The sequence below is a fragment of the Streptomyces caatingaensis genome (genome assembly GCF_001187435.1).
Lineage (GTDB): Bacteria > Actinomycetota > Actinomycetes > Streptomycetales > Streptomycetaceae > Streptomyces > Streptomyces caatingaensis.
In genome coordinates, this window is sequence record NZ_LFXA01000009.1 from 155350 (window position 1) to 171258 (window position 15909).

At 72.2% G+C, this 15909-nt stretch carries 16 protein-coding genes and 1 pseudogene; 5 read left to right on the forward strand and 12 right to left on the reverse strand.

Going from position 1 to position 15909, the window contains the following annotated elements; all coding sequences use genetic code 11:
* Window positions 1-29 precede the first annotated feature (29 nt).
* The gene (locus AC230_RS14005) at window positions 30-3185 is read left to right on the forward strand and encodes a sacsin N-terminal ATP-binding-like domain-containing protein (protein ID WP_049716986.1); all 3156 of its coding nucleotides are present in this window, start codon (window positions 30-32) and stop codon (window positions 3183-3185) included.
* A 9-nt stretch (window positions 3186-3194) separates the two neighbouring features.
* Here AC230_RS14005 and AC230_RS30325 read toward each other — a convergent pair whose 3' ends face one another.
* From AC230_RS30325 to AC230_RS14055, 10 genes are all read right to left on the reverse strand, one after another.
* The gene (locus AC230_RS30325; protein WP_053161162.1) at window positions 3195-3851 is read right to left on the reverse strand and encodes a Uma2 family endonuclease; all 657 of its coding nucleotides are present in this window, start codon (window positions 3849-3851) and stop codon (window positions 3195-3197) included.
* A 492-nt stretch (window positions 3852-4343) separates the two neighbouring features.
* A complete protein-coding gene (locus AC230_RS14015) occupies window positions 4344-4535 on the reverse strand; it encodes a hypothetical protein (RefSeq protein ID WP_049716513.1) in 192 nt (63 codons plus the stop codon).
* A gap of 48 nt (window positions 4536-4583) precedes the next feature.
* Window positions 4584-4937: a DUF6415 family natural product biosynthesis protein gene (locus AC230_RS14020; RefSeq protein WP_049716514.1), complete on the reverse strand. Its 354-nt coding sequence runs from the start codon at window positions 4935-4937 to the stop codon at window positions 4584-4586.
* A gap of 51 nt (window positions 4938-4988) precedes the next feature.
* Complete coding sequence (locus tag AC230_RS14025) at window positions 4989-5867, reverse strand: helix-turn-helix domain-containing protein (RefSeq protein ID WP_049716515.1); 879 nt, start codon at window positions 5865-5867, stop codon at window positions 4989-4991.
* Window positions 5864-6403, reverse strand: coding sequence for a DUF6879 family protein (locus AC230_RS14030; protein ID WP_049716516.1), 540 nt, complete (start codon window positions 6401-6403; stop codon window positions 5864-5866). The genes AC230_RS14025 and AC230_RS14030 overlap by 4 nt, the downstream gene beginning before the upstream one ends.
* A gap of 12 nt (window positions 6404-6415) precedes the next feature.
* Window positions 6416-6625 carry a hypothetical protein gene (locus tag AC230_RS14035; protein ID WP_049716517.1) on the reverse strand — a complete coding sequence of 70 codons (210 nt, stop codon included), beginning with the start codon at window positions 6623-6625 and terminating at the stop codon, window positions 6416-6418.
* A 314-nt stretch (window positions 6626-6939) separates the two neighbouring features.
* On the reverse strand, window positions 6940-7815 hold the full coding sequence (locus AC230_RS14040; protein ID WP_157868572.1) for a hypothetical protein: 876 nt from the start codon (window positions 7813-7815) through the stop codon (window positions 6940-6942).
* Complete coding sequence (locus AC230_RS14045; protein ID WP_157868573.1) at window positions 7812-8645, reverse strand: ABC transporter ATP-binding protein; 834 nt, start codon at window positions 8643-8645, stop codon at window positions 7812-7814. The genes AC230_RS14040 and AC230_RS14045 overlap by 4 nt, the downstream gene beginning before the upstream one ends.
* A 178-nt stretch (window positions 8646-8823) precedes the next feature.
* Complete coding sequence (locus AC230_RS14050) at window positions 8824-9123, reverse strand: hypothetical protein (RefSeq protein WP_157868574.1); 300 nt, start codon at window positions 9121-9123, stop codon at window positions 8824-8826.
* A 13-nt stretch (window positions 9124-9136) separates the two neighbouring features.
* Window positions 9137-9607: a hypothetical protein gene (locus tag AC230_RS14055; RefSeq protein ID WP_049716521.1), complete on the reverse strand. Its 471-nt coding sequence runs from the start codon at window positions 9605-9607 to the stop codon at window positions 9137-9139.
* Window positions 9608-10166: 559 nt separating this feature from the next.
* Between AC230_RS14055 and AC230_RS14060 the strand changes: the two are divergent.
* The 4 genes and pseudogenes from AC230_RS14060 to AC230_RS14075 form a co-directional block, all read left to right on the forward strand.
* A pseudogene (locus AC230_RS14060) lies at window positions 10167-10517 on the forward strand (sacsin N-terminal ATP-binding-like domain-containing protein); the annotation flags it as partial.
* Window positions 10518-10760: 243 nt separating this feature from the next.
* Window positions 10761-11789 carry a methyltransferase gene (locus tag AC230_RS14065; RefSeq protein WP_049716523.1) on the forward strand — a complete coding sequence of 343 codons (1029 nt, stop codon included), beginning with the start codon at window positions 10761-10763 and terminating at the stop codon, window positions 11787-11789.
* 138 nt (window positions 11790-11927) lie between these two features.
* The gene (locus AC230_RS14070) at window positions 11928-12812 is read left to right on the forward strand and encodes a trypsin-like serine peptidase (RefSeq protein WP_049716524.1); all 885 of its coding nucleotides are present in this window, start codon (window positions 11928-11930) and stop codon (window positions 12810-12812) included.
* 34 nt (window positions 12813-12846) lie between these two features.
* Window positions 12847-13038: a DUF1059 domain-containing protein gene (locus AC230_RS14075; RefSeq protein ID WP_049716525.1), complete on the forward strand. Its 192-nt coding sequence runs from the start codon at window positions 12847-12849 to the stop codon at window positions 13036-13038.
* Here the strand turns inward: AC230_RS14075 and AC230_RS14080 are convergent.
* Entirely contained in the window at window positions 13035-15437 is a 2403-nt protein-coding gene (locus AC230_RS14080; RefSeq protein WP_049716526.1) for a cation-translocating P-type ATPase, read from the reverse strand. The two genes, AC230_RS14075 and AC230_RS14080, sit on opposite strands and share 4 nt — an antisense overlap.
* A gap of 137 nt (window positions 15438-15574) precedes the next feature.
* A complete protein-coding gene (locus AC230_RS14085) occupies window positions 15575-15844 on the reverse strand; it encodes a DUF2530 domain-containing protein (RefSeq protein ID WP_078871235.1) in 270 nt (89 codons plus the stop codon).
* Between the last annotated feature and the right edge of the window lie 65 nt (window positions 15845-15909).

Genomic DNA, 15909 nt, shown 5'->3' on the forward strand with positions numbered 1-15909 from the left:
GAGACGAACCCGACGTGACCGGCAGCGGCATGACAGGCAGCGGAAGCGGCAGCGGTAGCGGCAACGCCACCCCCACCACCGACCCCTTCAACACCGCCCGCCTCCGCCGCGGCGTCCTCACCGCCTGGACCGCCTCCCCGGCCCGCTTCCGCGAGGACGCCAACGCCGAGGAGGACCTGGCCCTCGGCGGCTACCGCGACCGCCTCGTCGTCGAACTCGCCCAGAACGCCGCGGACGCGGCGGCCCGCGCCGGCGTCCCCGGCCGCCTCCGGCTCACCCTGCACGCCCCGGAGGCACCCGGCGACCCGGCCGTCCTCGCCGCCGCCAACACCGGCGCCCCGCTCGACGCCGCCGGCGCCGAGTCGCTCGCGACGCTGCGCGCGTCGGCGAAGCGCGGCCACGAGGACGCCGCCGGCCGCTTCGGCGTCGGCTTCGCCGCCGTCCTGGCCGTCACCGACGAGCCCGCCGTCCTCAGCCGCCACGGCGGTGTCCGCTGGTCGCTCCGCGAGGCCCGCGCCCTGGCGGAGGAGGCCGCCGGCCAGGACGAGACCCTGGCGGCGGAGATCCGCCGCCGCGACGGCCACGTCCCCCTCCTCCGCCTCCCGTTCCCCGCCGAGGGCACCGCCCCCGACGGCTACGACACCGTCGTCGTCCTGCCCCTGCGCGACGGCGCGGCGCAGGACCTCGCCGAGCGGCTGCTCGCCGGGATCGACGACGCGCTGCTGCTGGCCCTGCCCGGCCTCCGCGAGATCGTTGTCGAGACCCCGGACAGCACGGAGCCCCGCGTCCTGACGAGCCGTCAGGAGGACGAGGAGCACGTCGTCGTGGACGACAGCACCCGCCCCGGCACCCCCGTCCGCTACCGCGTCGCCCGCGCCTCCGGCCGTCTCGACGCCGCCCTCCTCGCCGACCGGCCGGTCGAGGAACGCCTGCGCCCCGCCTGGTCCGTGACCTGGGCCGTCCCGGTCGCCCCGGACGGCACCCCGGCCCGCCCCCGCACCGCGCCCGTCCTGCACGCCCCCACCCCCACCGACGAACCCCTCGGCCTGCCCGCCCTGTTGATCGCCACGTTCCCCCTGGAGCCGACCCGCCGCCACACCGCGCCCGGCCCGCTGACCGACTTCCTCACCGGCCGCGCCGCCGAGGCGTACGCCGCGCTGGTGCGCGACTGGCGCCCGGTCTCGGCCGGGACGCTCGACCTCGTCCCGTCCCCGCTGGCCACCAGCCCCCTCGACGCGGAGCTGCGCAGCCTCGTGCTGGAGCGGCTGCCGCGCGTCGCGTTCCTGCCGGCCGCCGCACCCGCCCCGGAGGGCGAGGAGGCGTACGCCCTGCGGCCCGCCGAGGCGGAGATCGTGGAGGGCGCGGGCGCGGAGACCGTCGCCGTCCTCGGCGAGCTGTTCCGCGGCCTCGTCCCCGCCGGGCTCGAACGCCGCCCGGAACTGCGCGCGTTGGGCGTGGCCCGCGTCCCGCTGGGCGAGGCCGTCGACCGCCTCGCGGGCGTCGAGCGCCCCGCCGAGTGGTGGCGGCGGCTCTACGACAGCCTCGCGGGCGTGGACCCGGACCGGCTGACGGGCCTGCCCGTCCCGCTCGCCGACGGCCGCCGCACGGCCGTCGGCCCCCGCCAGGTCCTGCTGCCGCCCCGGGACGGCGCCGAGCGGCTGTCCCGCCTCGGCCTGAAGGTCGTCCACCCGGAGGCCGCGCACCCGCTCCTCGAAAAGCTGGGCGCCACGCCGTCGTCCCCCCGCGCGATCCTGACGACGCCTCAGATCCGCGCAGCGGTGGCCGACTCCCTCGACCTGGACGAGGCGTGGGACGAGGACGGCGGCGCCCTCGACCACGACGAGCTGATGGACACCGTCCTCGGCCTCGTCCGCGACGCCGACCTCGCCCCCGGCGACGAGCCCTGGCTCGCCGCCCTCGCCCTCCCCGACGAGGACGGCGAACTCGCCCCCGCCGGTGAACTCGTCTACCCGGGCAGCCCGTTCGAGAGCGTGATCCGCCCCGGCGAACTCGCCGCCGTCGACGCGGGCCTGGCCGCCCGCTGGGGCGAGCAGCCGCTGACCGCCGTCGGCGTCCTCGCCACCTTCGCCCTCGTCCGCGCCACCGACGTCGTCCTCGACCCCGACGAACTGGAGCCGCGCGAGGGCGACTTCCCCGAGCCGGACGACGCCGGGCTGCTCGACGCCGTCGACGTCTGGTGCGAGGACGTCCTCGACCGCCTGCCCGACACGGTCGTGCCGCCCGTCGCGACGGAGATCGTCGCCGTCCGCGACCTCGACCTCGTCGACGACGACGCCTGGCCGCAGGCCCTCGCCCTCCTCGCCGAACCGCCGCTGCGCGACGCCCTGACCACGCCCGTCCGTGTCCTCCTGCCGGACGGGACGACGGAGTCCGTCCGCCCGTACACCGCCTGGTGGCTGCGCGGCCACCCCGTCCTGGACGGCCGCCGCCCGGCGGGCCTGCGCGCGGCCGGCGGGGATCCGCTCCTGGAGGGCCTCTACGAGTCCGCCGACGCGACGGGCTTCGCCGACGAACAGGTCCTGCGGGCCCTGGGCGTCCGCACGTCCGTCGCCGCCCTCCTCTCCGAACCGGGCGGTGCCGCCGAACTCCTCGCCCGCCTCGCCGACCCCTCCCGCCCGGTCCGCCCGGCCCAACTCCACGCCCTCTACAGTGCCTTGGCCGAGCTCGACCCCGACGAGGTCACCCTCCCCGACGACCTGCGCGCGGTCGTCGACGGCTCGGTACGGGTCGTCGACGCCGCGGACGCCCTCGTGGCCGACGCCCCCGACCTCCTCCCCCTGGCCACCGGCCGCCCCCTCCTCCCCGTCCGCCCCTCCCGCGCCGCCGCCCTCGCCGACCTCCTCCAGGTCCCCCGCCTGAGCGAGGCCGTCGACGCCCCCGTCGAGGCGTCCGACGGCTCCCTCCGCGACGTCCCCGACGGCGTCCGCGTCCTCCTCCCGACCGCCCCCACCACCTACGTCGAGCACGACCGCCTCACCGTCGCCGGCGTCGAACTGGACTGGCGCCTCACCCCCGACGGCGTCCTCCACGCCACCACCCTGGAAGGCGTCGCCGCCGGCCTCGCCTGGGCGGCGGGCCACTGGTCACGCCGCTTCGAGGCCGCGGCGCTGCTGGAGGACCCGTCGCGGACGGGGGAGCTGGCGCGGGACAGGTGGTTCGACTAGCGGACGGGCCTAGCCCGCGTACTTCTTCAACTGCTCCGTGTCCAGGGTGATGCCGACCGGTTCCGGGAGCTCGACCGTCGTGCCGTAGGGCTTGGTGACGAGGTGCTGGTACCGGCCGTCCTCCGGTTCGTAGTGGACGGTGACCGACTCGTCGTCACGATCGACGAGCAGGTGGACGGGGATGCCGGCGGCCGCGTAACCGGCGGGCTTCTCCACCCGGTCGCGGCGGTCGGTGCCGGCGTCGTGCGAGGTGACCTCGACCACCATCAGGACCCCTTCCGGTGCACCCCGTTCCCCCCACTCGTCGGCGAAGTGATCGACGGGCGCGAGGATGCCGTCGGGGATGGCGCGGCAGGGGTCGGGGCGGGGCGGGGTTTCGCCGCGGCAGGTGCGGCAGATGCCGCCGGGGAGGGCTTCGGAGGGGCCGGGGGTGCGGCAGACGACGCATTCGAGGAGCATGTGCGGCCGCCGCTCGGGGGCGGCTGCCTCCACCTCCGGCGGCAGCTTGTCGCGGAGGCGGCGGCGGGCGAACCCGGCGGCGTGCAGCACCTCCGGCGGCAGCTGGCCCGTCATGGCCCGGACGAATTCGTCGTCCGTGACGCCACGCTCGAACCACGGCTCGGCCAGCGGCGCGAGGGCCGCGCAGTCGGCGGCCGACAGCGTCATCCGGGGATCGGTACGGCCGAGGGAGGCGAGGAGGCGGTACGCGCGGGGGCACGACGGCTGCGGCGCTTCCGGCGCCGGGGCCGGAGGGGCTTCCTGCGGGACGTCGACGGTTCGTACGGCCTCCCACCAGGCGTCGTCGCGCGGCGTCCGCGAGAAGAACGTCCGTCACCCAACGCGGGCTTCCCTCTTCACTCTTCAGGTGCTCGGTGAACCGCCGCAGGTGACCGGCTTCCGACAGCCGCCGCAGCGCGGTCAGGCAGGCGGCCTGCCCGTACGCGGGCAACTGCGCCGGCAGAGACTTGCCGTCGATCGCCGCGCCTTCCGGCAGCCGGTCGATGAAGGCTGCGACCGACGCCTCGCGGGGCGGGAGATGGGTGAAGCCGTCCTTGCGGCGCCGCTCTTGGGCGGGTGCGGAGCGCTTGCCGAAGCCGGAGCGGGCCATGAGGGGCGTGGGGGCGCTAGGGTAGGCGTCAGCCATCGGGATCGATCTCCTCAGTTCACGATCTCGTAGGTGAGACCCCGGTCCTGACCCGCCCCGTCCGGAGCGTCATGAGGCCGCTCGTGGAACCGCGCCTCGACTGGCTCTTCCGCCCGGACGGGACGCGCCGCCGCCGCGCCGAAGTGATCGGTCTTCTTCACGCGTGGGGCGAGGTGGACGTCGTCGGTTGTCTCGGCGGCGGCCATCCCAACGAGGTGCTCGAACTCCGGCGCAAGGGGGGCGGCTCGGCCGAGCTACCACTCGTCCAGACAGTCGGCAAGGTAGCGACATGTGCGTCCGAGCCCCTGCATATAGGCAACGGCTGAGCACAGCCCGGAACCCGGGTCCCCTTCCAGCTCTGTACGTGCTCGATCGAGCACGCAGTTCCACCGGTGCCACGCCTCGGTACGGCGCCCGAGCAGATCGCGCCGGGTCGTCCCTTCCTGTCGCATCAATTCGAGGTGGCCCCGCAATGCGTCGGTGATCTCCCGCACTTCCTGGGCCGGAGGGAGCGAAGGCCGCTCATGAAGCGCTCGGCGTACCGTGGCCCGGATCGTCACGAGATCCAGCGGGAGGGTGTCCCCGGTCATCAGGGGATCGATGTGCATCAAGGTGCCTCCTTGGCGGCTGACATGACCAGCACGGTAGGCAAGGTGAGTTCACCGGATGGGCCGCGTTTCCCGATGTTTCTCGTGCTGCGGCGGGCCGAACGCATATTGGGCTCTCGCGATGACGCGGTGCGCTTCGGCTCCGTAAACGGCAGCTGCGGCGAGCGTCTCCCACACTTTGGCGTACAACGCGATGTCGTCCGCACTGTCCAGCCAGATCTCGGCGTTCCACGTCTCGGTCACCACGAGCCGTTCGTCGTGAATCCAGAAACCCACATCGGGAGCCAGCCGAACGTCGGCTTCGAACGGGATGATCCCGAGCGAGACGGTCTCGCTGCGCAGGAAGCGCGTCAGGTAACAGAGTTGGTCCCGCATCTGTTCCGGGGAACAGAGGCGGGCGCGCAGCGCCCCCTCCCATACGACGAAACGGAAAGAGCGTCCACGGTCGTTGAGGACGTCCTGACGGGCCAGGCGCGCCCGGACACCCTCCTCGACGTCCTCCGCGACGCCGCGCAGTTCGGCGTACCGGCTCAGGACGGATCGTGCGTACTCCGGAGTCTGGAAGAGCCCGGGGATGATGCCGGCTTCGAAGCCGCGAATGCTGCGCGTGCGCCGCTCCTCCAGGGCGGCGCCCTCCTGGACCGGTCTGTGCCCGCCGGCGAGCTGCCGCCGCCACGAGCGGTACTGGGTTTCAAGCCCCCGCAGACGGCCGAGGAGTTCCTCGGTGACGCTCTCGCGGCCGACGGCCGTTGCCCATGCCCTGAGATCCGCGCCGGTCGCGGTCTGCCGTCCGTTCTCCAGTTTGGAGACCTTCGAGTGCGGCCATCCACAGGCGTGGGCCAGCGCCCGGCCGGTGAGGCCGGCCTCGGTGCGCAGCTCGCGGAGCCGCGCACCGAGGACCGCCCGGCCCTGCTGGAAGTCCGTCGTCACACGGTGGACGGTACCCGGGCCTTGAACTCCTTGTATTCCAGGGCGTTCTGCCATGCGGTGTCGTGCACACGGCAGTACGTCAGGATCGTCGCCTCATCCTCGACCAGTTCGGCGCCTAGATACTGATCCTGCGCGTCGAAGTGGAGCCTGAGTGCGAAACGGGAGTCGAACAGCCAGAAGTCCACCATGGGGAGCCCGAGCTCCTCGGCCCGGTGCCGGGGCAGGCCCCGGATGTCCTCACCGGCCTCGACGTTGGTCCAGGCGATGGCGAGCAGATAGCGCTGCCCCACGGTGGGCGGCTCGTCGAAGAGCCGTACGCGCCTGATGCGCTTGCCCTGCCCGGTCAGTTCGCGCACCGCGCGACACCACGGCCGGTGCGGGTCCTCCGCAGGATCCTCCCCGCGCAGGAAGCGTCGGAACTCCTCCCCCTCGGCGTCCGAGGCATAGCCCCGCCGCGTCTCGAACCGCCACGCGGAGTGCCGGAACCCCTGATCGAAGTAGTGATCGAAGTCCTCGTCACGGATGAAGGACGTCACTACTCGCTCCTCTCACTCCTTGGGAGCGAACCGCGTCAGCAGCTCACGTGGGACGATGACGAAGGTCTCGTGCGGGGCGACGTCCTTGAGCTGGGCGATGTCCTCGGGTTCTGTGACCTTCTTTCCTTGTACGAGGACTTCGCCCGTGTCCAAGTCCTCGTAGAGGCTCGGGCATTTGCCGTCCTTGGAGGTCGTACCGAGCATCCTGAGCCTTCGAGCCATGGTCGCGGTCCTTCCGCTCGACAGGGGCGCCCCGCTGATCGCCGGACGCTCGCGACACCGTACAGATTCGCCGCTGTGACAAGTGCGGGTGTTTCTCAATGTTTCTCGCGACTTGTTTTGCACCCGCACATGACGGGAGCGATGCCTTGGCTGTCGCTCTCGCTGACAACTTTCATTCCTCCCGAGCGCGCTCCGACATGATGTTCGGTCCCGCCACCAGCTGCCTGCCGACCGCTCGGACACACTGAAATCCTCTGCGTCACCTCCCACCAACGAGCAGGAACCCACCAGTTTCGGCTCAATAAATGCCAAGCTCAGACGTCCCGACGCGTGTACGCGGCTCCTCCTGCTACCACCACGCCCACCGTGAACGCACAGAAGATCAAGAGCCCCAGGGCAGGGTGGACATCACTGCCGAGCAACGCTCTGGTGAACCCCGCGTCCTCGAAGTCGTCGTCGCCTCGCAGGCAGTACAACGCGGCGCGCGAGGCTGCGAAGGGCAAGTGGCCCGGGACGGCCGAGAACCCGGGAATTCGGCCGAGCAGCAGCCCCACGAGTCTTTCCAGGACCAATGGCCACAGCAGCAAGAACATGATGACGGGAAGGCGGTTCCGGACGAGTGCGGTGAGTCCTGCCGCGAGCGCGGGCCAGCAGAGCATCACCACCGTGAAGGACGCCATCGGAGCCGGCAGCCCCAACCAGCCGAGCGAAGGTTCACCGCGTACTGCACGCATTCCGCTTGCGATCAGAGCGCCGAGCAGCGACGAGCCGAGCGCCACGGCCGCCGCAGTTACCGACGTGACCGCGACCTTAGCCGCATAGGCTGTGCGCCGCGACGAGAGGGTGAGGAACGTCGACCTCGCGGCCTGGTGGGCGTACTCCGCGGAAATCGCCGTCGCCCCGAAAGCGAAGAGCAGGAACGCCGACATGGGGGCCTGGGACGCGAGGGGTGCGAATTGGAGAACATCCGCGGTGGCGGCGGGAGAGTAGTCGTGCAGACCGATGTCGATCCCGTTCCCGATGCCGATCAGGACCACGATACCTGCGAGGATCCACGGCGAACGCAGCGACGACAGCCGCTTCCCCTCGTACCGCAGCGCCCGCCGCGCGCATGAAAGGTGCATGCCGGGCCGGTCGTGCTCGGCCGTTTTCCCGCCCGCCCCGGTCGTAGTGGTGACCACAGGTGTCATGAGGTGCTGAACTCCTCTTCCGCGACGGACAGGTAGAACTCCTCGACGGACGGGGTCTTCTCTTCTAGCCAGTACAGAGGGATGCCGCGCTCCGCCGCCAGGTGGCCGACCTGATGCCGGTCGAGGCCGGTGACCCGTGCCCGTACTCCATCCAGCGGTTCAAGACACCCGCCGTTCTCGGCAATGGCAGCTGCCAGCCGCTCCGGCTCGGGACTCTCCACGACGACATGGAGTCCGGCCCGCTCCGTGATCTGGTCCACCGACGACTGCGCGGTCACGCGTCCACGCGCCATCACCACGACGTGGTCGGCGAGTTGGTCGATTTCCGCCAGTAGATGACTGGAGAGCAACACCGCACCGCCCTCATCGGCGATACGGCGCAGCGTCCCCCGCAGCCACGCGATGGAGTGTGGGTCCAGGCCGTTGAACGGCTCGTCCAGGATCAGCACCCGGGGCGAGCCCAGAAGCGCCTGCGCCAGGCCGACGCGCTGGGCCATTCCCAGGGACAGCTGGCCGAGGCGGAGCCCGGTGGCCTGTTCGAGCCCGATAGCGGCCAGTGCCGGACCGACATCGCCCACAGGAACCCCGAGACCATGCGCCACCATGGCGAGGTGATCACGGACACGGTGCCTCGGATGGCCTCCGACGCCGCCGAGGACTGCCCCGACGACCCGGCCCGGGGAATGCCATTCCCTCAGAGGGCGTCCGAGGACGGCAGTTTCCCCCTCACCGTGCGCCAGCCCCAGCATCAGCCGGAGTGTGGTGGTCTTGCCCGCCCCGTTGGCTCCCAACAGGCCGGTCACCGAACCTGCGGGCACGGCCAGAGACACTCCGTCGACGACTCTCTTCCCCCGGTAAGACTTGGCCAGCCCGGAGGCCGAGAGCAAAGGAGCCGCGGAAGCCGGCTTCGGCACGACAGGCCGCCCTTCACAGTTCTCGATGCGACAGGGCCGGCCGGTCCCCGACGGGACCGGCCGACGTCCATGACATGTAACGGACGGGGCGAACTCACTCCCACCCGATGCCCGCTCCGTACAGCAGGCCGGAGGCCGCATGCACGGTCACCGGCACGACCGCTCCGTTCCACGGTCTGCGTTTCCGCGCCGCGCACAGTGCGAGGGCAAGGGCCGGGCCCACCCAGCCGAGCACATAGAGAATCACGGTGATGCCATCGATGTGGTCCACCAGCTTCGCGGTACGGCCCACCCGTGACAACAGGCACAGGCAGGAGAACACCAGGGCCGAGCCCCACAGGTTGGCCTCGACGTCCCTGGGACCTCGCACTGTCGTCCCGTCATGACGCGTCATGGGTTGTGCGTCTTCAGCCGGCGAGCTGGCGGATGACCCAGTCGATCACATCCGCGCCGCTCGCGCTGATGAGGATCCGAACGGGGTGGTACCAGGACAGGCCGCCAACCCACTTGTTGAAGGACTTGGTGCCGCCCTTCGCAGCCTTGACAGCCGCATTGTAGAACTTGGGCCCCTGCTTCTTGATGGCGTTGAGCAGGGCCCGCCCGGCGCTGCTGGCCGCGCTGCGCTTCACGCGGGGCGAGGTCTCGCCCTCGGCGACGGCCTCGATCGCGGCACGGCCCTCGCGGCCGAGCTCTGCGGAGAACCCGGGTGCCGCCAGCAGCTGGCGCGCCTGGGAGGCGGTGAGTTCAGGCTGTGCGGCCGTTGCCGACTGCGCGGTGACGGCGCGTGCTTCCGTGGCGTGCGCCGCCGGGGCAGCCACACCGAATGCGACTGCGGCCATCGCCGCGGCGGCGGACATGCGCAGGGTCTTGCTGTTCACGTAGTATCTCCCCTTGCGTAATACGACACTCGCGTCCTCACGTGGCTCGCCAAAACCTGTTGAGGCGCGGGTGTTCCACGCACACGAGAGGGCAGCGATCCGGACATGGACCACTGCCCTCTCGTGTACGACGAGTTGACTTCTTGATCATATCTTGGTGATCTCGTGACTCTCAATGGTTCTCTGGTCACTCCGTGACAACGGCCGCCGGTCTTCTGACGACTCCCCAAGTGAGCCTGGATCGACACCGCCGCTATCACCCTGTTCTCCGCCACCTCCGTCTATGCGAGCGCGCAGCAGCAGTTGGCGATCAACGGGCTCGTGGATGTTCACGAGAGATGACGTCACCGAGACCATCAAGGAACATGAAGTTCGCCGAGGATAGACGTCAAGCCCAGTCCAACTCCGCCAGAGCGTCCACCAGCGTGCGTCCCTCCTGAGTCCCCCGCCGCAGTAACAGGGCCGCCACGGTGTGCAGTTCGGCCCAAGCATGGGGGCGGCCGATCTCCGAGGCGTCGTTGACAATGGCCAGTGCCGTGCTCAATGCCGCCTCGGCCTCTCCCGCGCCGCCGACCTCGCCGACCTCCTCCAGGTCCCCCGCCTGAGCGAGGCCGTCGACGCCCCCGTCGAGGCGTCCGACGGCTCCCTCCGCGACGTCCCCGACGGCGTCCGCGTCCTCCTCCCGACCGCCCCCACCACCTACGTCGAGCACGACCGCCTCACCGTCGCCGGCGTCGAACTGGACTGGCGCCTCACCCCCGACGGCGTCCTCCACGCCACCACCCTGGAAGGCGTCGCCGCCGGCCTCGCCTGGGCGGCGGGCCACTGGTCACGCCGCTTCGAGGCCGCGGCGCTGCTGGAGGACCCGTCGCGGACGGGGGAGCTGGCGCGGGACAGGTGGTTCGACTGACCCGGTCCTCCCGGGGTGGCTGGTCTCCCCAGGAGCCGAGGCCGTCCTTCCGGGAGCCTCGGCCCGGCCGTACTCGGAGCGGTCAGCCGGAAAGCGAGGCCGGCCGTAGGTCTCAACTCGGCACATTCCGTTGCCGTGAGGAGATCGCGGGGTTCCCGCAGGCGTGCCAAGCGGGTTGGATGGGACAGCAGTTGCGGCTCCCACCAGCGCAAGCCCACAACCCGTACGAGACAGGAGCGACGCATGGCCACCATCCCCGCCGGCAGCGGCGAGCACCGGTCCTCCACGGTGCTCTACGACCTGATGTTCGGGCACGTGTACGCGTCCGCGTTGCGGGCCGTCGTGGATCACGGGATACCGGATCTGCTGGGTGAGGGGCCCAGGGCGGTGGAGGAGTTGGCGGAGCGGTCCGGGACGCGGGTGGGGCCGTTGCGACGGGTGTTGAGGTTGCTCAGTGAGCGGGGGGTGTTCAGGGAGAGCGCGGGTGGGGTCTTCGGGCTGACGGACGTGGGGGAGGCGCTGCGGGCGGACGTCCCCGGGTCGCACCGGGCGGCCGTGCTCTGGGGCACGGACGAGGTGTTCCGGCGGTCGGCGGAAGGGCTCGGCGAGACGCTGCGCACCGGGCGGGCGGGGTTCGAGGCGGCCTTCGGGACGGGGTTCTTCGCGTACCTGGCCGCGACGCCCGAGAAGGGCCGCGTCTTCGACGCGGCGATGACCTCGCTCGCCGCGCAGTACGGCAACGACGAGTTGATCAGGGAGTGTCCGTTCCCCGGGACGGGCACCGTCGTCGACGTGGCCGGCGGCCAGGGCGGCCTGCTGCGGGACGTACTCCTCCGGCACCCGGGGCTCGACGGCGTCCTCTTCGACCGGCCGGGGACCGTCGAGCGACACCTTCTCGACGTCGACGAGTTGAAGGGGCGCTGGCGGGTCGAGGGCGGGGACGTCTTCGACGGCGTGCCCCCGGGCGGGGACGTCTACCTGCTGAAGAACATCCTCCACAACTGGTCCGACGAGGACTGCCTGCGCATCCTCGGCAGCGTCCGCCGCGCCGCCGCCCCCGGCAGCCGCCTGCTGGTGATCGACGCCGTGCTGCCGGAGGACGGCTCCCCGCACCCGGCGGTCGGGATGGACACCGTGATGCTGATGCTCTTCGAGGGACGGGAGCGCACGGCCACGGAGTTCGAGGGGCTGCTGGGCCGGTCCGGGTTCCGGATGAGCGGGGCCGTGCCGACGACGACGTTGCTCTCGGTGGTCGTGGCCGAGGCCGTCTGATCCGTTCCGCGGGGGCGGGCGGCGGGGGCCGGCGGCGGGACGGAACCGCCCGCCGCCCGCCCACGTCACCACACCCGGAACACCCGGCTCAGCCCGCACGACCACGCCGACGCCCACGCCCACCCCGGAGCCCCCGCCATGCGCACGCGCGCCCTCACGGCCCTTGCCGCCACCGCCCTCACCGCCCTCGCCGTCACCGCACCGTCCCCCGCCGCCCTCGCGGCTCCCGCCGGCGCCGGCACCGCTCAGGTCGCCTACACCGCCGCGGCGCGCAAGCACGCGCTCGCGTACTGGACGCCCGAGCGGATGCGCAGGACCGACCTGTCGGTCGATCTCGGCCGGACCGGGCCCAGGGCCACCCCGTGGAAGGGCGTGGCGATGAAGACCGTCGGCAAGCTCTACTTCGTCAACGCCAAGGGCGCCGACACCTGGTGCACCGCCGCCGCCGTCCGCAGCGGCAACCGGTCCACCGTCATGGCGGCCGCCCACTGCGTACGGCTGTCCGCGTCCCCGGCCAACACCTACACCGACCTCGTCTTCGTCCCGGGGTACGACCGGAAGGACCAACGCCCGTACGGCGTCTTCCCGGTGCGTGCGACGGTGACCCCGGCCTCCTGGGCCGCGGAGGGGCGCACGGACATCGCCGCCCTCACCGTCGATCCCGTCCGGAGGACGAGGCTCGTCGACGCCGTCGGCGGTCAGAACGTCGCGTTCGGGCGCAAGCCGGGCGGGAAGGTGACCGCGTTCGGCTACCCGGCCTCGCGCCCCGAGCGGGGGCAGCGGCTGCTGGCCTGCACGGGCACCGCGAAGGCCGCCCCCGGTGACGAGCAGAGCGTGCCGTGCGACATGACCGGCGGCGCGAGCGGCGGGCCGTGGCTCGCGGGGCTCGACGCGCGGACGGGCATCGGGACGCTCGTCTCGGTCAACAGCCACGGCGACGCCCTGGAGCACAGCACCACCATGTCCGGCCCGAACCTCGGCGCCGCGGCCCGGGCGGTCCTCGACCGGGCGCAGAAGCTCTGAGAACTACGCTGGAGGTGGCGAGAGGAGGTCCGCGATGACCAGGAAAGTCGCCGACTGCCGCCGCTTCCCCAGCGAGTCCGGCTGCACGCTGACGATCTCCGGTGAGGAGGAGGAAGTCGTCAAGGCGGCGACCGAGCACGCCGTTTCGGTGCACCGGCACCAGGATTCGCCGGAGCTGAGGGAGCAGATCCGTACCCTCCTGGAGGACGAGGAGCCGGGCGGCTAGGCGGGGAAGCGCCGTCCCACCCACCGCCACGCCACCTCCAGCACGGCCGCCGCCGCGGCCGCGATCCCGACGGCGGCCCAGGGGAGCGCGGTCCCGACCAGCTTCAGGGCGAAGAAGTGCTGGAGCCGGGGAACGGCCAGGACGACCAGGAAGCCGAGGGCCATCGCGGCGACCAGCAGCACCCGCCACCACGTGTACGGCCGGGCGATGATCGCCAGCACCCAGAGGGAGATCAGGAAGAGGGTCAGCGTCGCCGCGCTGGTCTCGGCGCCCAGGGCGTCGCCGCCCGTGTAGTGGGCGCGGGCCAGCCCGTACGTGGCGAAGGTGGCCGCGCCCGCGATCAGCCCGGCCGGGACGGCGTAGCGCATGACGCGGCGGACGAAGTGCGGCCGGGCGCGCTCCTTGTTGGGGGCGAGGGCCAGGAAGAAGGCGGGGACGCCGATCGTGAGGGTGGAGAGCAGCGTGAGGTGGCGGGGGAGGAAGGGGTAGGGGACCCGGGTGCAGACGACGAGGATCGCCAGCAGCACCGAGTAGACCGTCTTCGTCAGGAAGAGGGTCGCGACGCGCGTGATGTTGCCGATGACGCGGCGTCCCTCGGCGACCACCGACGGCAGGGAAGCGAAGCTGTTGTCGAGGAGGACGATCTGGGCGACGGCCCGCGTCGCCTCCGAGCCGGAGCCCATGGCGACGCCGATGTCGGCGTCCTTGAGGGCGAGGACGTCGTTGACGCCGTCGCCGGTCATGGCGACGGTGTGGCCGCGCGACTGGAGCGCGCCGACCATGTCCCGCTTCTGCCGCGGGGTGACGCGCCCGAAGACCGAGCCGCGGTCGAGGACGTCGGCCATCTCCTCCCGGCGGGCGGGCAGCCGGCGGGCGTCGACGGGGGACTCGGCGCGCGGCAGGCCGAGCTTGGCGGCGACGGCGCCGACGGAGACGGCGTTGTCGCCGGAGATGACCTTGGCGGCGACCTGCTGGTCGGCGAAGTAGCGCAGGGTGTCGCCCGCGTCGGGGCGCAGCCGCTGTTCGAGGACGACGAGGGCGGTGGGGCGGACGTCCCGGGCGACGTCGGGGTCGTCGAGGTCGCGCGCGGCGCGGGCGAGCAGCAGGACGCGCAGGCCGCGGGAGTTGAGCTCCTCGACGTCGGCGAGCGCCCGGTCGCCCTCGGGCAGCAGGACGTCGGGCGCGCCGAGGAGCCAGTTTCCGCTGTCGCCGTCGGGGCCGTGGAGGGCGGCGCCGCTGTACTTGCGGGCGGAGGAGAAGGGGAGGGAGCCGGTGCAGCGCCAGCCCTGCCCGTCGGGGTAGGCGTCGATGATCGCCTGGAGGCTGGCGTTGGGGCGGGGGTCGGCGCCGCCGAGGGCGCCGAGGACCTGGCGTACGTACGCCTCCCGCGCGCCGGCCAGCGGGCGCAGTTCGCTGACGTCCATGCCGCCCTCGGTGAGCGTGCCGGTCTTGTCGAGGCAGACGACGTCGACGCGGGCGAGCCCCTCGATGGCGGGCAGTTCCTGGACGAGGCACTGCTTGCCGCCGAGCCGGACGACGCCGATGGCGAAGGCGACGGAGGTCAGCAGCACGAGGCCCTCGGGGACCATGGGCACGATCCCGGCGACCATCCGGCGCACGGCCTCCCGCCAGTCGTGCTTCTGCACGACGAGCTGGCTGACGACGAGGCCGATGGCGGCCGGGACCATCATCCACGTCACGTACTTGAGGATCAGGCTGATGCCCGTGCGGAGTTCGGAGTGGACGAGGGTGAAGCGGCTGGCCTCCTCGGCGAGTTGGGCGGCGTACGCCTCGCGGCCGACCTTGGTGGCGGTGAAGGCGCCGCCGCCGGCGACGACGAAGGAGCCGGACATGACCTGGTCGCCGGGTCTTTTGACGACGGGGTCGGCCTCGCCGGTGAGCAGCGACTCGTCGATCTCCAGGCCGTCGGACTCCAGGACCTCGCCGTCGACGACGCACTTGTCGCCGGGCCCGAGTTCGATGAGGTCGCCGAGGACGATCTCGCCGGTGGGGACGGGGGCGGGGCGGCCGTCGCGGCGGACGGTGGGCCTGGCCTCGCCGATGACGGCGAGGGAGTCGAGGGTCTTCTTGGCGCGCAGCTCCTGGAAGATGCCGATCGCGGTGTTGGCGACGATGACGAAGCCGAAGAGGCCGTCCTGGAGCGGGCCGACGATCAGGATGATCAGGAAGAGGACGCCGATGATGGCGTTGAAGCGGGTGAGGACGTTGGCCCGGACGATCTCCGCGGTGGAGCGGGAGGAGCGGACGGGGACGTCGTTGACCTCGCCCCGGGCCACGCGCTCGGCGACCTCGGTGGCGGTGAGGCCGCGGTGGGCCGGGGCCTGGGCCGGGGCCGGCCCGCGGGCGGTGGGCTCCGCGGGCTCCGCCGGATCGTTCATGCCTCCGACGGTACGGGCGTCCGGCCCGCTTCACCTTCCGGGGCGGGCGGTGAGGGGACGGTTTCGGCCTGCCCGGCCGTCCGGGCCGCGCTCAGTGCCCGTGCCGGGCCGCGCTCAGTGCTCGCGCCGGGCCGCGCTCAGTGCTCGCGCTCGGCGGCGCGGGCGGCCTCGTGCCGCTTGATCGCGGCGTCGCGCCTGCGGACGTACCAGACGCCGACCAGGCCGAGGCCGCCGCCGGCCAGGCAGGTCCACAGCCACCACAGGTGGCCGCCGTCCCGGAGCGTGCCGTAGAAGGGCAGCTGGATCACGAAGAGGACGAACCACACGATCGTGCCGCCGGTGATGGTGGCGACCACGTTTCCTTCGAGGGGCTCCGGTGCCTCGTGCCTGGGGGTCCACTTCGTCATGGCGTCAGCCTAGTCCGTCCGGCTGGACCGATCGGGATCGATCAAGCCCGAGCCCAGGCCCTATA

Coding starts and splice junctions, on each gene's coding strand:
- AC230_RS14070 (WP_049716524.1), top strand. CDS start 11,928: ATGCGCACGCGCGCCCTCACGGCCCTTGCCGCCACCGCCCTCACCGCC.
- AC230_RS14020 (WP_049716514.1), bottom strand. CDS start 4,937: ATGCACATCGATCCCCTGATGACCGGGGACACCCTCCCGCTGGATCTC.
- AC230_RS14040 (WP_157868572.1), bottom strand. CDS start 7,815: ATGACACCTGTGGTCACCACTACGACCGGGGCGGGCGGGAAAACGGCC.
- AC230_RS14015 (WP_049716513.1), bottom strand. CDS start 4,535: ATGGCCGCCGCCGAGACAACCGACGACGTCCACCTCGCCCCACGCGTG.
- AC230_RS14005 (WP_049716986.1), top strand. CDS start 30: ATGACAGGCAGCGGAAGCGGCAGCGGTAGCGGCAACGCCACCCCCACC.
- AC230_RS14065 (WP_049716523.1), top strand. CDS start 10,761: ATGGCCACCATCCCCGCCGGCAGCGGCGAGCACCGGTCCTCCACGGTG.
- AC230_RS14035 (WP_049716517.1), bottom strand. CDS start 6,625: ATGGCTCGAAGGCTCAGGATGCTCGGTACGACCTCCAAGGACGGCAAA.
- AC230_RS14080 (WP_049716526.1), bottom strand. CDS start 15,437: ATGAACGATCCGGCGGAGCCCGCGGAGCCCACCGCCCGCGGGCCGGCC.
- AC230_RS14075 (WP_049716525.1), top strand. CDS start 12,847: ATGACCAGGAAAGTCGCCGACTGCCGCCGCTTCCCCAGCGAGTCCGGC.
- AC230_RS14050 (WP_157868574.1), bottom strand. CDS start 9,123: ATGACGCGTCATGACGGGACGACAGTGCGAGGTCCCAGGGACGTCGAG.
- AC230_RS30325 (WP_053161162.1), bottom strand. CDS start 3,851: ATGACGCTGTCGGCCGCCGACTGCGCGGCCCTCGCGCCGCTGGCCGAG.
- AC230_RS14085 (WP_078871235.1), bottom strand. CDS start 15,844: ATGACGAAGTGGACCCCCAGGCACGAGGCACCGGAGCCCCTCGAAGGA.